Source organism: Microbacterium sp. 69-10 (genome assembly GCF_001897945.1).
GTDB lineage: Bacteria > Actinomycetota > Actinomycetes > Actinomycetales > Microbacteriaceae > Microbacterium.
Window position 1 is genome coordinate 128453 of record NZ_MKRT01000022.1, and the last position, 14143, is coordinate 142595.

Annotated in this window: 12 protein-coding genes; 10 read left to right on the forward strand and 2 right to left on the reverse strand. The window is 69.9% G+C overall.

Annotated features, from left to right (window positions below):
- A partial coding sequence (locus tag BGN97_RS09705; RefSeq protein ID WP_292700623.1) for a Dyp-type peroxidase occupies positions 1 to 1079 on the forward strand: 1079 nt, incomplete at its 5' end.
- Positions 1080 to 1134: 55 nt separating this feature from the next.
- Here BGN97_RS09705 and BGN97_RS09710 read toward each other — a convergent pair.
- On the reverse strand, positions 1135 to 2580 hold the full coding sequence (locus BGN97_RS09710) for an NCS2 family permease (RefSeq protein ID WP_292700626.1): 1446 nt from the start codon (positions 2578 to 2580) through the stop codon (positions 1135 to 1137).
- A gap of 90 nt (positions 2581 to 2670) precedes the next feature.
- Here BGN97_RS09710 and BGN97_RS09715 point away from each other — a divergent pair, with 90 nt between their 5' ends.
- Genes BGN97_RS09715 through purH form a run of 3 tightly spaced genes read left to right on the forward strand, consistent with a single transcriptional unit; the run spans position 2671 to position 6178 of the window.
- Positions 2671 to 3951: a DUF6350 family protein gene (locus BGN97_RS09715; RefSeq protein ID WP_292700628.1), complete on the forward strand. Its 1281-nt coding sequence runs from the start codon at positions 2671 to 2673 to the stop codon at positions 3949 to 3951.
- 4 nt (positions 3952 to 3955) lie between these two features.
- The gene (gene purN / locus BGN97_RS09720) at positions 3956 to 4531 is read left to right on the forward strand and encodes a phosphoribosylglycinamide formyltransferase (RefSeq protein ID WP_292700631.1); all 576 of its coding nucleotides are present in this window, start codon (positions 3956 to 3958) and stop codon (positions 4529 to 4531) included.
- A 39-nt stretch (positions 4532 to 4570) separates the two neighbouring features.
- Positions 4571 to 6178: a bifunctional phosphoribosylaminoimidazolecarboxamide formyltransferase/IMP cyclohydrolase gene (gene purH / locus BGN97_RS09725; RefSeq protein ID WP_292700634.1), complete on the forward strand. Its 1608-nt coding sequence runs from the start codon at positions 4571 to 4573 to the stop codon at positions 6176 to 6178.
- 90 nt (positions 6179 to 6268) lie between these two features.
- On the opposite strand, the gene BGN97_RS09730 is transcribed toward purH, so the two are convergent.
- Positions 6269 to 6700, reverse strand: a complete 432-nt coding sequence (locus BGN97_RS09730; RefSeq protein WP_292700637.1) for an Lrp/AsnC family transcriptional regulator — start codon at positions 6698 to 6700, stop codon at positions 6269 to 6271.
- 123 nt (positions 6701 to 6823) lie between these two features.
- Here BGN97_RS09730 and BGN97_RS09735 point away from each other — a divergent pair, with 123 nt between their 5' ends.
- From BGN97_RS09735 to BGN97_RS09760, 6 genes are all read left to right on the forward strand, one after another.
- Positions 6824 to 7861, forward strand: a complete 1038-nt coding sequence (locus tag BGN97_RS09735; protein ID WP_292700640.1) for an ornithine cyclodeaminase — start codon at positions 6824 to 6826, stop codon at positions 7859 to 7861.
- Positions 7858 to 8775 carry a citrulline utilization hydrolase CtlX gene (gene ctlX / locus BGN97_RS09740; RefSeq protein ID WP_292700643.1) on the forward strand — a complete coding sequence of 306 codons (918 nt, stop codon included), beginning with the start codon at positions 7858 to 7860 and terminating at the stop codon, positions 8773 to 8775. Before BGN97_RS09735 ends, ctlX begins: the two co-directional genes overlap by 4 nt.
- Before the next feature lie 74 nt (positions 8776 to 8849).
- Positions 8850 to 10379, forward strand: coding sequence for an Ada metal-binding domain-containing protein (locus BGN97_RS09745; RefSeq protein ID WP_292700646.1), 1530 nt, complete (start codon positions 8850 to 8852; stop codon positions 10377 to 10379).
- Complete coding sequence (locus BGN97_RS09750; RefSeq protein ID WP_292700649.1) at positions 10376 to 10876, forward strand: methylated-DNA--[protein]-cysteine S-methyltransferase; 501 nt, start codon at positions 10376 to 10378, stop codon at positions 10874 to 10876. The genes BGN97_RS09745 and BGN97_RS09750 overlap by 4 nt, the downstream gene beginning before the upstream one ends.
- Positions 10877 to 11243: 367 nt before the next feature.
- Positions 11244 to 13190 (forward strand): ABC transporter ATP-binding protein, encoded by a 1947-nt coding sequence (locus BGN97_RS09755; RefSeq protein ID WP_292700651.1) that lies wholly within the window; start codon positions 11244 to 11246, stop codon positions 13188 to 13190.
- A partial coding sequence (locus BGN97_RS09760) for an ABC transporter ATP-binding protein (RefSeq protein ID WP_292700653.1) occupies positions 13187 to 14143 on the forward strand: 957 nt, incomplete at its 3' end. The genes BGN97_RS09755 and BGN97_RS09760, both read left to right, overlap by 4 nt.

The following is a 14143-nucleotide window of genomic DNA, read 5'->3' on the forward strand; positions in this document are numbered from 1 at the left end:
CGCCGCTGCATGGCGGCGAGATCGTGCCGTTCCACGGCGAGCACCAAGCCGGCATTGGTACGGACGCCCAGGCGCACGCGACGGTGATCAGCCTGGTTCTGCGCCCAGACACCGATAGGGATGCGCTGCGCCGCATGATGCGTCTGCTCACGGACGATGCGGCTCGGTTGACCGCCGGGGTCCCCGCTCTGGCGGACTCCGAGCCTGAACTGGCGACGAACCCGGCGAATCTCACCGTCACGTTCGGCTTCGGGCTCGAGTTCGTCACTCGCGCAGGAGGGGCGGTCCCGAGCTGGCTCGCGCCGCTGCCGGCGTTCTCCATCGACAGGCTGCGCCCGGAGTTCACCGGTGGAGACCTGATGATTCAGGTCGCTGCAGACGATCCGCTCACGGTCGCGCACACGGTGCGGATGCTGCTGAAAGACACGCGCAGCTTCACGGGCGTGGCCTGGGTGCAGCAGGGCTTCCGTTACGCCCATGCCACAGTGGCACCGGGCACGACGATGCGCAACCTGTTCGGCCAGGTGGACGGTTCGGCGAACCCCCTTCCCGGCACGGATGAGTTCGACAAGATCGTCTGGTGTGACGATGGGTGGCTCGCGGGAGGCACGGGAATGGTCGTGCGCCGCATCGAGATGAACCTGGACACGTGGGATGAGCTGGATCGTGAGGGGAGGGAATTCGCAATCGGGCGAACGCTCGACACGGGCGCACCGCTGACGGGGAAGAGCGAGCACGACGACCCCGACTTCACGGCGAAGGGACCGCTCGGGTTCCCTGTGATCGACGACATCGCGCACATCCGCCGTGCGCGCGGGGAGGATCCGGCCCAGCGCATCTTCCGTCGCGGGTACAACTACGACGTGCCGCCCAGCAGAGCGGGAGAGGTGTCCGACGCCGGACTGATCTTCATCTCGTTCCAGGCCGACGTCGCTACGCAATACACTCCGATACAGGAGCGGCTGGCGAAGGTGGATCTGCTGAACGTGTGGACCACGCCGGTCGGGAGTGCTGTCTTCGCGATCCCGCCCGGTTGCCGCAAGGGCGGGTACGTCGGGGAGACGCTGCTCGAGGTGTGACGAGACGGGGGCGGATGCTGATCAGCATCCGCCCCCGTTTCCCGGAAGCGGACGATCAGGCGAGCAGCGCCTCGATCGGCCCGCGGGCGAAGAAGATCACGAATCCGGCCGTGACGATCCACAGCAGCGGGCTGATCTCCTTCGCCTTGCCGGAGAACGCCCGGGCGGCCACCCAGCCGATGAAGCCCGCGCCGATGCCGTTGGCGATCGAATAGGTCATCGGCATGACGGCGACCGTGAGGAAGACGCCGAACAGCGCCGAGAAGTCGGTCAGGTCGATGAACCGGATCTGGCTCATCATCAGCGCGCCGACGATCACCAGCGCCGCCGCTGCGACCTCGGTCGGCACGATCGACACCAGCGGCGTGAAGAACATCGCGATCAGGAACAGCACGCCCGTGACGATGTTCGCGAAACCGGTGCGGGCCCCCTCGCCGATGCCGGCACCCGACTCGATGAACACCGTGTTCGACGAACCCGAGGTCGCGCCGCCCACGACGGCGCCGACGCCCTCGACGATCAGCGCCGACTTCAGGCGCGGGAAGTTGCCCTTCTCGTCCGCGAGCCCGGACTCCTTGGCGAGGCCCGTCATGGTTCCCATGGCGTCGAAGAAGTTGGTGAACACGAGCGTGAACACGAGCATCAGGGCGGCGAGCGCTCCGATCCGGCTGAACGCGCCGAACAGGTCGACCTGGCCGACGAGCGAGAGATCGGGAAGGCTGACGAGCTCCTTGGGCAGGGCGGGCACCGACAGGCCCCAGCCGCCGGGGTTCTTCTCGCCCTTGGCGCCGATGTGCCAGATCGCCTCCACGATCACTGCGAGCAGCGTCCCCGACACCAGGCCGATGAGGATGCCGCCCTTCACCTTGCGGGCGACGAGGATGCCGGTCAGCAGCAGCGTGAAGACGAAGATCACGGTCGGGACCGTGCTGACGGATCCGCCGATGCCGAGCGTGACCGGCGGGGAGCCCGCGGCGGTGACGAAGCCGGCGTTGACGAAGCCGATGAACGCGATGAACAGGCCGATGCCGACCGTGATCGCGATCTTCAGCTGCATGGGGACCGCGTCGAAGATCATGCGGCGCAGACCGGTGGCGCTGAGCAGCACGATGATGAGGCCGTTGATGACCACGAGGCCCATCGCCTCGGGCCAGGTGACCTCGCCGACCACCGAGAAGGCGAGGAAGGCGTTGATGCCCAGGCCCGCGGCGAAGCCGAACGGCAGGCGCGCGATGAGACCGAACAGGATCGTCATCACCGCGGCGGTGAGGCCGGTGACGGCGCTCAGCTGCAGAAAGCCCAGCTTGTGGTCATCGATGTCAGCGGTCGTGGACAGGATGATCGGGTTCAGGATGACGATGTACGCCATCGTCACGAAGGTGACCACGCCACCGCGGATCTCGGCGCCGAAGCTCGACCCCCGCTTCGTGATCTCGAAGAATCGGTCGAGCGCGTTGCGCGGCTCGGTGTCGGAATCGGGGTGCGCAGGGGCAGTTGTCATCGTGACCTCCGCAGGAGAATCTATCGTGTTGCGCCCCTCTCGCGTGGGCTCGGCTGTCCCATCGGATGCGGGCCGTAGGCTCGTGGAGTCATGCAACGCGTCATCGTCCTGCTCCTCGCCGCCCTGGACGCCGCCATCGCGGCCGCCATCGGCCTGGCCGCCGTGCTCGCGCCGTTCACCCTGCTGTGGGTGCTGTCGTTCGGCGTGGACGCCGACTGGGGTGCGCTGTGGCCGGTCAGTGGCACACTCTGGCAGTTCGGGCACGGGGTGCCGCTGCAGGTCGTGCTGCCGGATGCCGTGCTGTCGGGGCTCGCGATCCCCAAGGAGGCGGCGACCTTCGCGCTGTCCGTGCCGCCGCTGGCGATCCTGCTGTTCACCGTGATCTTCGCGGCCCGCTCCGGACGCCGTGCGGCGATCGCGGGGGCGTGGCTGAGCGGGGTGCTCTCCGGCGCGGTGGTCTTCGCGCTGATCAGCGCGGTGGTCGGCCTGACGGCGCACTCCAGCGTGCTGCGTGCACCGCAGTGGGCGGCCATCCTCCTCCCGGCCGCCGCGTACCTCGCGGGTCTCCTGATCGGCGCCGTCCGGTACGCCTGGGCGGAGGGCGACGAGGGCCTCGTCGACCGCGTGCACGACATCGTGGACGGCTGGGGCGACTGGTCGCCGGTCCCCGCCGAGACGCTGCGCGGAGCGGCTGCGGCCGTGGTGGCACTCACCGGCGCCGCCGCCCTCGGGGTCGCGGCGATGACCCTGCTGCGCGGGGGAGAGGTGATCGCCCTCTTCGAGGCGGCCCGCGTCGACGTGCTCGGCGCGACGATGCTCACCCTCGCGCACCTCGTGTACCTCCCCACCCTGCTGGTGTGGTCGGCGAGCTGGCTGGCCGGCCCCGGCTTCGCGCTCGGCACCGGCACAGCCGTGTCGCCCGCCGGCACAAGCGTGGGCGTGGTCCCCGGCATCCCCGTGCTCGGCCTCGTGCCCGCGAACTCGTCGATGTGGATGCTCGTGGCGGTGCTCCTCCCGATCGCATGCGGTGCGCTGGCCGGATGGATCGTGCGGTCCCGCCTGGTCTGGGAGCGCGTCGGCACCGGGATCTGGCCCCGCACGGCGATCGCCGTCGGCATCGCCGCCGTCTCCGCAGGCGTGGTCGCGCTCGCCGCGGTGCTGGCATCCGGGTCCATCGGACCGGGGCGGCTGTCCGAGGTCGGCCCCGCCGTCGGCCCCTTCGCGCTGGCGATCGGCATCGAGGTGCTGATCGGCGCCGGCATCCTGCTCCTCACGCCTCGCCACCGCGACGAGCTCGCCGAGGAGCGGACCGACCGCTGGCGCGAGCAGATGGGCGGCGACGTCTCCGACCTGACCGCCCCGGTAGACTGACCGGGTGCTGACGCTCGCCGTACTCATCTCCGGTACCGGCTCGAATCTCCGAGCCCTGCTCGAGGCCGCGAGCCACCCCGACTTCCCTGCACGCGTGGTGGCGGTGGGCGCCGACCGCGACGCCGACGGCCTGGCCCACGCCGAGGAGTTCGGCATCCCGACCTTCACCGTGCCGTACTCCGCCTACCCGTCGCGAGAGGCGTGGGGTGAGGAGCTGGCCGAGCAGCTGGATGCCTGGCAGCCCGACCTCATCGTGCTGAGCGGGCTGATGCGCCTGCTGCCCGCCGCGGTCGTGGCGCGCTATGCGCCGCGCATCGTCAACACCCACCCGGCCTACCTGCCCGAGTTCCCCGGCGCGCACGGTGTGCGCGACGCTCTGGCCGCCGGCGTCGAGCAGACCGGCGCCTCCGTCATCGTCGTCGACGACGGAGTCGACAGCGGTCCCATCCTCGCCCAGGAGCGCATCGCGGTGCTGCCCGGCGACACCGAAGCCACGCTGCACGAGCGCATCAAACCCGTCGAGCGGCGGCTGCTGATCGACGTCGTGGAGCGCATCGCCACCGGCGACCTCGTTCTCTGATCACACCCCCTCACAACGCACGTCCGAAGGAGCATCATCATGGCCGGCCCCCGCCTCGATCCCTCGCTGTACCGTCACCGCGACCTGGTGCCGATCAGGCGCGCGCTGGTCTCGGTGAGCGACAAGACCGGTCTGGTCGAGCTCGCCGCCGCTCTCGCCGAGGCGGGGGTGGAGATCGTCTCCACCGGATCGACCGCGCAGACGGTGCGGGACGCCGGCTTCGAGGTCACCGACGTGGCCTCCGTCACCGGAGTCGCCGAGATGCTCGACGGACGCGTGAAGACGCTGCATCCCAAGATCCACGGCGGCCTGCTCGCCGACCTGCGCCTGGAGGATCACGAGCGTCAGCTCGCCGACCTCGGCATCGAGCCCTTCGAGCTGGTCGTGGTCAACCTCTACCCGTTCGTGGAGACCGTGGCCTCGGGAGCCGAGCCCGACGCGATCGTCGAGCAGATCGACATCGGCGGTCCGGCCATGGTGCGCGCCGCAGCCAAGAACCACGCGAACGTGGCCATCGTCGTCTCGCCGGAGTCGTACCCGGCGATCATCGAGTCGGTGAAGGGCGGCGGCACCGACCTCGCCCAGCGCCGTGAGCTCGCAGCCCGCGCCTTCTCGCACACCGCGACCTACGACACCGCCGTGGCCCAGTGGTTCTCGGAGGGCACCCTCAGCGACGGCGCCGACCTGCCCGCGCACCTCACGATCAAGGCGGAGCGCCTGGAGACCCTGCGCTACGGCGAGAACTCGCACCAGCGCGCCGCGATCTACACCCGCACCGGCGGCCACGGCATCGCCCAGGCCACGCAGCTGCAGGGCAAGGAGATGTCGTACAACAACTACGTCGACGCGGACGCCGCTCTGCGCGCCGCCTACGACATGGTGCTGCCGTCGGTGGCGATCATCAAGCACGCCAACCCGTGCGGCATCGCCACGACCGCGCCGAACGCGCTCGACCCGATCGCCAGCGCGCACCTGCGTGCGCACGAGTGCGACCCGGTGTCAGCGTACGGCGGCGTGATCGCCGCGAACGGCACGGTCACGCTGAAGATGGCCGAGAACCTCAAGGACATCTTCACCGAGGTCATCGTGGCGCCCGACTTCGAGCCCGCCGCGCTCGAGGTGTTCAAGGCCAAGAAGAACCTGCGCCTGCTCAAGCTGCCCGAGGACTGGCAGCAGGAGCGCATGGACGTGCGGCTTGTCTCGGGTGGCCTGCTGCTGCAGGACGCCGACCGCTTCCCGGACGACATCGTCTCGGTCGCCAAGGACTGGGAGCTCGTCTCCGGTGAGCGTCCCGACGAGGCCGCCATGGAGAACCTCATCTTCGCGTGGAAGGCGTGCCGTGCGGTCAAGTCGAACGCGATCGTGCTCGCCAAGGACAACGCCACGGTCGGCGTGGGCATGGGCCAGGTCAACCGCGTCGACTCCTGCCGCCTCGCGGTGGAGCGCGCCGGCGCACGCGCGGCCGGGGCGGTCGCGGCATCCGACGCGTTCTTCCCGTTCGCCGACGGCCCGCAGGTGCTGCTGGACGCGGGCATCACGGCCATCGTGCAGCCCGGTGGGTCGGTGCGCGACGGCGAGGTCATCGACGCCGCCCGCAAGGCCGGCGTCACGATGTTCTTCACGGGGGAGCGCCACTTCTTCCACTGAGCCGGTCCTTCGTCTCGTCGCTGCGCTCCTCGCTCAGGAACCGGAGTCTTCCGATCCCTGAGCGAGCGCAGCGAGACGAAGGTGGCGGGCTCAGACCGTCGCCGAGCTCAGCAGGATGCTGGTCTCGCTGTCGCGGATGCCGTCGATGCCGCGGATGGTGCCGAGCGTCTCATCGAAGGACGCCAGGCCGTCGCAGCTGATCTCGGCGACCAGATCCCATCGCCCGTTCGTGGTGTGCAGTGCGGCGATCTGCGGAACGCCGCGCAGGCTGCGGATCACCTCGCGCGTGTTGCGCCCCTCCACGGCGATGAGCATCACCGCGCGCACCACGGATGCCGCGGCGGGGTCGCGGACGCGCACCGAGAACCCGACGATCACGCCGCTGTCGACGAGCCGCTTGAGCCGGCTGTCGACGGTGGTGCGGGTCACGCCGAGGCGCCTGGCGAGGTTCACGACCGACTCGCGGCTGTTCGCGCGCAGCAGTGACAGCAGGCGGCGGTCGAGATCATCGAGAGAACTCATGCACAGAATGTATCCCATTGATGCTCACAATGCTGGTTCAATTGTGAAAATGACTCATGATGATGAATGAAAGTGACATCGGACGCGCGTAGATTGGAGGGACGAAGAGTGAAGGGATGGACGATGGTCCGTTTTGTCGATGTTCCGAACATGCGCCGCTGGCTGGTCGACACCGGTATCGAGCGCGCGATCGAGGGGATCGCCGAGACGCTCGTCGAGGATTTCAAGCGCTGGGAGGACTTCGACAAGACCCCCCGCGTCGCCAGCCACTCCCACATCGGCGTGATCGAGCTGATGCCCGCCAGTGACGGCCGCCAGTACGGCTTCAAGTACGTCAACGGCCACCCGAGCAATCCCGCGCGCGGCCTGCAGACCGTCACCGCGTTCGGCGTGCTGGCCGACGTGGACAGCGGCTATCCGACGCTGTGGTCCGAGATGACCATCCTCACCGCGCTGCGCACCGCCGCCACCTCGGCCATGGTCGCCCGCGTGCTCGCGCCCGAGGGCGCCACGACGATGGCCATGATCGGCACCGGCAGCCAGTCCGAGTTCCAGGCGCTGGCGTTCCGCGCGCTGCTCGGCATCCGCAGCCTGCGCATCTGGGACACCGACCCGCACGCGATGGACGTGTTCGAGGCCAACATGCGCCCGCTGGGGTTCGACATCGTGCGCGCCGCGAGCGGTGCGGAGGCCGTGCAGGGCGCGCAGATCATCACCACCTGCACCGCCGACAAGGCCAACGCCACCGTGCTGACCGACGACATGGTCGGCCCGGGTGTGCACGTGAACGCGATCGGCGGCGACTGCCCGGGCAAGACCGAGCTCGACGCCCGCATCCTGCACCGCGGAGACATCTTCGTGGAGTACCCGCCGCAGACCCGCATCGAGGGTGAGATCCAGCAGCTCGACCCCGAGTACCCGGTCATCGAGCTGTGGCGCGTGCTCCGCGGCGAGGCTGCCGGACGCACCTCGGCCGAGCAGATCACGATCTTCGACTCCGTGGGCTTCGCGATCGAGGACTTCTCCGCGCTGCGGTACCTGGACTCCGCGATCGACGGCACGGACTACTTCACCGAGGTCGACATCATCGCCGAGCCGGCCGATCCGAAGAACCTCTTCGCGCTGGTCGCCGAGGGCGCCTCGGCGCACAGCCTGGCGTGAGAGCGGCATCCGCTCAGGCCCCGAACGCGGTGGTGCTGATCCGGCCCCACCACTTCCGGCCCAACCCGCAGACCGCGGCGGACAACACCTTCCAGAGCGAGGCCGACCACGACGTGTCGCGCGAGGCCTATGACGCGTGCACGCGCGTGGCCGAGGCGCTGCGCGCCGAGGGCGTGCGCGTGCACCTGTTCGAGGACGAGACCGACACGCATCCCGACAGCGTGTTCCCCAACAACTGGTTCTCCACGCACGCCGGCGGCCGGGTCGCGGTGTACCCGATGTACGCGCCGAATCGTCGCGGCGAGCGCCGGGCCGACGTGATCGAGATGCTCAAGTCCGAGTACCGGGTGCAGGAGGTCATCGACTACTCCGGTCTGGAGCCCGACGACCTGTTCCTCGAGGGCACAGGGGCGATGGTGCTCGACCACGTGTCGAGGATCGCCTATGCGGTGCGCTCGCACCGCTGCGACCCGGTGCTCGTGGAGCGGTTCTGCACGGTGTTCGGCTATGAGCCGGTGGTCTTCGACGCAGCGGATCCGGACGGCGTGCCGATCTATCACACCAACGTGATGATGTGCATCGGCACCGACATCGCCCTGATCGGGCTGGACAGCATCGTCGGCGACGTGCGCCGCGAGCAGATCGCCCAGCGCATCCGCGACACCGGCCGCACGCTGGTGCCGCTCACCGCCGACCAGGTGGCCTCCTTCGCGGGCAACGCGATCGAGCTGCGCGACCACAACGGCGAGCGCATCCTCGTGATGTCGGAGACCGCCCGCCGCAGCCTCAGCGACGAGCAGGCGCAGGTGATCTCGGCCTCGTGCCGCATCCTGGCGCTGGACGTCGCGCCGATCGAGCTGGCCGGAGGGTCAGCGCGCTGCATGATCGCCGGCATCCATCTCGACCCGCGCTGACCGGCTTCCGGTCACGGCACCGCCGTGTCCGATTTCCGTCAGCCAGCGGCATTCGGACGTGACAGCATGGAGGCATGACCGAAGCCACGATGACCTTCGACGAGCGGTACCGCGCGATCAGCGCGCGTGACACGCGCTTCGACGGGCAGTTCGTGACGGCGGTGCGCTCGACCGGCATCTACTGCCGCCCGAGCTGCCCTGCGCGCACGCCGAAGCCCGCGAACGTCACGTTCTATCCGACCAGCGCGGCGGCGCACGAGGCTGGGTATCGCGCGTGCAAGCGCTGCCTGCCCGAGGCGACGCCGGGTTCGCCCGCGTGGAATCTGCGCAGCGATGCGGCGGCACGGGCCATGCGCCTGATCGCCTCGGGAGTGGTCGAGCAGGAGGGCGTTCCCGGCCTCGCGAACCGCCTCGGCTATTCGCCGCGTCACCTCACCCGCCTGCTCACCGCGGAGCTCGGGGCGGGCCCGCTCGCCCTGGCCAGGGCGCACCGCGCGCACACCGCACGCATGCTGCTGGTCGGCACCGACATGCCGGTGTCCGAGGTCGCCTTCTCGGCCGGGTTCGCCAGCATCCGGCAGTGCAACGACACGATCCGCGAGGTGTTCGAGATGACTCCGGGCGAGCTGCGCGCCACTCGCCGTGCGACGGAGCGGCGAGGCGCGACCACGGCCGCGGCGACGGCGGATGCCGAGGCGCAGGGCGCCATCGACCTGCTGCTGCCGCATCGCGCTCCCATGGACGCCTCGGGCATCTTCGCCTGGATGGCCGCGCGTGCGCTGCCCGGGGTGGAGACTGCGACCGCGACCTCTTTCGCGCGCCACCTGCGGATGCCAGGGGGACCCGCGCACCTGGAGATCCGCCAGGACGCCGACGGCCGTCTGCGTCTGCGTGCGCGTGTCACGCGGCTCGGAGACCTCGCGCCGCTCGTCGCCACCGCGCGACGGCTGTTCGACCTCGACGCGGACCCGACCGCGGTCGACGAGGAGCTCTCCGCGCACGCCGAGCTCGCGCCGCTCGTCGCGGCGCTGCCCGGCATCCGCGTACCCGGCGCCGCCGACCCGCACGAGATGCTCATCCGCGCGATGGTCGGTCAGCAGATCACCGTGGCCGCCGCGCGCACCGCGCTGACCGCCCTCGCCGACCAGCTGGGGGAGCGCACCGCGGACGGCGGGATCCTGTTCCCGACCATGACCGCGATCGCCGAGCGCGGCGCCGAGGTGCTGCGCGGTCCCGCAGCCCGCATCCGGGCGATCACGGGCGCCGCCGCCGCGCTCGCCGACGGTTCGCTCCTGCTGACCGTCGGCGACGACGCGGCCGAGCAGAGGGCGCGCCTCCTGGCGATGCGCGGCATCGGTCCGTGGACTGCCGACTACGTGCGGATGCGCGTGATCGGCGACCCCGATGTGCTGCTGCCCGGTGACGTCGCCATGCGTGCCGGAGCCGCGGCATCCGGGTTGCCCGCGGAACCCGCGGCCCTCGCCGCCTGGGCCGAGCGCATCGCCCCCTGGCGCAGCTATCTCACCGCCCATCTCTGGCGCGCGGCCCCCGTCCGCGCCGTCCGAACCGCGAAACCGAAGACCCCGAGCAAGGAGCTCTCATGACCGCTCTCATCCAGACCATCGACACCCCGGACGGCGCCCTCACGATCCTCGCGGATGAGACGCAGCGCGTGCTCGCCTCCGGCTGGAGCGACGACCACGCCGCGATCATCGGGCGGGTGCACGCCTCGCTGCGCCCCGACAGCATCGCAGAGGGGAGGACGGATGCCGCCGACGCCGCGCGGGCGTACTACGCCGGCGACCTGGATGCCATCACCACGGTCGCGGTGCATCAGCGCGGCACCGAGATGCAGCGGGTCGGCTGGGAGGCGCTGCGGCGCATCACCCCGGGGCAGCCGCTCACCTACACCGAGTTCGCCATCGAGCTCGGCAGCCCGCGGGCGGTGCGCGCCGCGGCGTCCGTCTGCGCCCGCAACGCGCCCGCCCTGTTCGTGCCCTGCCATCGCGTGCTGCGCTCGGACGGGAGCCTCGGCGGTTTCGCGTGGGGCCTCGACGTCAAGCGGAGCCTGCTCGAGCGAGAGGCCGCCGCAATGGCCTGATCCTTCGCGTCGATACCCTCTTTCCCCTAGTGCCTCGGCATGCGCTCGCTCGCAGGCCGGGGCACCGGCATGAGAAGGGGCGCCGTCGGAATATCGGAAAGGGATTTCCTCTTGCCTTCAGGAGGGACACGGGCATAGGCTCGAAGGCTGTCGCGCCGATCGGTCCGACGAAGCCGAGCCTGAGGAGGACACCATGGAAACGACGACTGTCACGACGTTCATCGCCCTCGGCTCGCGCGCACCCCGCCTGCGCGACTGAACGCGGCCGGCGGCCTCCGATAGGGAGCAGCACCGCCCGCCCGCCACACCGGATGCCGAGCATCCGGCCCCTTGTCTTCGTCACCTGATCGCTACGCAACCGAGAGCCATGTCTGCCAACTCTTCTTCGTCGTCCCTGTCAACCTTCGCCGCACTCTGGCGACTGAAACCGTTCATCCGGCCGATCTTCGGCCGCCTCATCGGCGGTGCGGCCAGCGCGCTCGCCGCAGCCGTCATCGCGCTGATGATCCCGATCGTGCTCGAGCAGATCGTCAAGGGCCTGGGCGACGTCTCCGGCGCGCACCTGAACGGCGGTGTGATCGGGCTGATCGTCGCCGGCGCCTTCGGCGTGCTCGTCCTCGCCCTCGGCGAGGCCGCCATGGTGTGGCTGCGCCGCTGGTTCGTGCTCCCCCCCGCCACCGAGGTGGAGTACCGGATGCGAGCCGAGCTGTACTCGCGTCTGCAGAATCTGCCGGTCGCCTTCCACGACCGCTGGCAGTCGGGACAGCTGCTCAGCCGCATGATGCAGGACCTCAGCCTGATCCGCCGCTGGATCGCGTTCGGCCTGATCCTCCTTGTCGTCAACATCCTGACGATCATCATCGGCGCGCTGCTGCTGTTCCGCTGGCATTGGATGCTCGGAGCGATCTTCATCGCCACGGGCATCCCGCTGTGGGTCGCCGGCTACCTGTTCGAGAAGCGCTACGGCACGCTGGCGCGACGCAGTCAGGACCAGGCCGGCGACCTCGCCACCAGCGTGGAGGAGAGCGTCCACGGCATCCGGGTGCTGAAGGCATTCGGCCGAGGCAAGCACGCGCTGACCCGGTTCAGCCGACAGGCCGAGACGCTGCGCGAGACCGAGCTGGGCAAGGCACGCGCGGTCGGCCAGATCTGGTTCTGGCTCGACCTCATGCCGCAGCTCGCGTTCGGCCTGAGCCTGATCACCGGCATCTGGCTGATCTCGACCGGAGCCATCAACGTCGCCGAGCTGTTCGCGTTCTTCGCGATGGCCACCGTGCTGCGCTGGCCGATCGAATCGATCGGCTTCCTGTTCTCGTTCATGCTCGACGCCCGGACGGCGACGGACCGCGTGTTCGACATCTACCGCGAGACCAACACCATCACCGACCCCGAGAAGCCGGTGCATCTGGCGGAGCCGCGCGGCGCACTCGCCTTCGAAGGCGCCCGCTTCCGGTACCAGGATGCAGGCCCCTCCGAGCGCGACCTGCTCGACGGCATCGACCTGGTGCTCGAGCCGGGCGAGACCATGGCCCTGGTGGGCCTGACCGGGTCCGGCAAGACCACGCTCACCACGCTTCCCGCGCGTCTGTACGACGTGACAGGCGGCCGGGTCACGCTCGACGGCGTGGACATCCGCGACTTCGAGCTCGCCGAACTGCGTCGTCACATCGCGATGGCCTTCGAGGACGCCACGCTGTTCTCGGCATCCGTCCGCGAGAACGTGCTGCTGGGCCGCGCTGACCTCGACCTGCACAGCGAGGAGGCCGACCGCGTGCTGCGCGAGGCGCTCGACGTGGCGCAGGCCGGGTTCGCCGACTCGCTGCCCGACGGGCTCGAGACGATCATCGGCGAGGAGGGGCTGAGCCTCTCCGGCGGTCAGCGGCAGCGTCTGGCACTGGCACGTGCCGTCGCCGCCGCGCCCAAGGTCCTCGTCCTCGACGACCCGCTGTCGGCGCTCGACGTCGACACCGAGGCGCTCGTCGAAGAGGCCCTGCGGCACGTCCTGGCCGAGACGACGGCGCTGATCGTCGCGCACCGTCCGTCGACCGTCGCGCTAGCGGACCGGGTCGCGCTGCTCGAGAAGGGCCGGATCACGGCGGTCGGGAAGCACTCCGACCTGCTGCGCACGAGCGCGCACTACCGCCACGTGATCTCGAGCCTGGAGGCCGAGGAGGCCGCGCGCACCGGGACCATCCCGATCATCACCGAGGCCGTCGCAGAGGCGCACCGCGCGTCCGCCACGGCATCCGGCGACGACGAGACCGCGGTGCCCGCGGACGAAGCATCCGCCACCGAAGAGGAGGTGCAGGCATGACCATCACGGGAACCCGGGACGAGGACCGCTCGGACCTGACGAAGGAGGAGAGCCGTGCCATCCGGCAGCGCTCGCTGCGCCTGCTCGGCTCGCTGATCCACCCGCTGCGCCTGCGCATCGTGATCGCCGCGATCGTGCTGGTCGTCTCGACCGCGCTTCAGGTCGCGGGGCCGATCCTGATCGGCATCGCGCTCGACTCCGTGCTGCCGCAGCTGCTGAAGAACGCGGACTGGATGCCCGCGATCATGGTCACCGCGGTGTACCTGTTCGCCGGCATCGCCGGTTCCGCGCTGATCGGCTTCTACGTCGTGCTCGCGGCCCGCATCACGCAGGCCGTGCTTCTCGACCTGCGCAAGCGCATCTTCCTGCACACGCAGAGGCTGAGCCTGGAGTTCCACGAGTCGTACACGTCGGGCCGGATCATCTCCCGGCAGACCAGCGACCTGGACTCGATCCGCGAGCTGCTGGACGGCGGGCTGAACAACCTCGTCTCGGGCGTGCTGTTCGGCATCTTCACCTTCATCGCGCTGGTGATCGCCGACTGGCAGGCCGGCGTCGTGCTGCTGCTGGCCGGTGTTCCCCTGGTGCTGCTGATGCGCTGGTTCTACCGCCGTTCGCAGCTCGTGTACCGCGAGTCGCGGGTGATCAGCGCCAAGGTGATCGTGCAGTTCGTGGAGACGATGACCGGCATCCGCGCGGTCAAGTCGTTCCGCAAGGAGCCGCGCAACGACGTCGCCTTCCGCAAGGTGGCGGGCGACTACCGCGACATCAACCGGCGCTCCATGGTGCTGTTCGGCACCTTCGAGCCCGGGCTGATGGCGGTCTCGGCGCTGACGATCACCCTGGTGGTGCTGTGGGGCGGCATCCGCGTCGCCGATGGCGCCCTCGGCGTCGGCGTGCTGCTGGCGACGGTGCTGTACGTGCGCAACTTCTTCGCGCCCATGCAGGAGATC

Excerpts from the sequence above, each read along its gene's own strand:
- BGN97_RS09710 (WP_292700626.1), bottom strand. The coding sequence starts at position 2,580 with ATGACAACTGCCCCTGCGCACCCCGATTCCGACACCGAGCCGCGCAAC.
- BGN97_RS09715 (WP_292700628.1), top strand. The coding sequence starts at position 2,671 with ATGCAACGCGTCATCGTCCTGCTCCTCGCCGCCCTGGACGCCGCCATC.
- purH (WP_292700634.1), top strand. The coding sequence starts at position 4,571 with ATGGCCGGCCCCCGCCTCGATCCCTCGCTGTACCGTCACCGCGACCTG.
- BGN97_RS09730 (WP_292700637.1), bottom strand. The coding sequence starts at position 6,700 with ATGAGTTCTCTCGATGATCTCGACCGCCGCCTGCTGTCACTGCTGCGC.
- BGN97_RS09735 (WP_292700640.1), top strand. The coding sequence starts at position 6,824 with ATGGTCCGTTTTGTCGATGTTCCGAACATGCGCCGCTGGCTGGTCGAC.
- BGN97_RS09745 (WP_292700646.1), top strand. The coding sequence starts at position 8,850 with ATGACCGAAGCCACGATGACCTTCGACGAGCGGTACCGCGCGATCAGC.
- BGN97_RS09750 (WP_292700649.1), top strand. The coding sequence starts at position 10,376 with ATGACCGCTCTCATCCAGACCATCGACACCCCGGACGGCGCCCTCACG.
- BGN97_RS09755 (WP_292700651.1), top strand. The coding sequence starts at position 11,244 with ATGTCTGCCAACTCTTCTTCGTCGTCCCTGTCAACCTTCGCCGCACTC.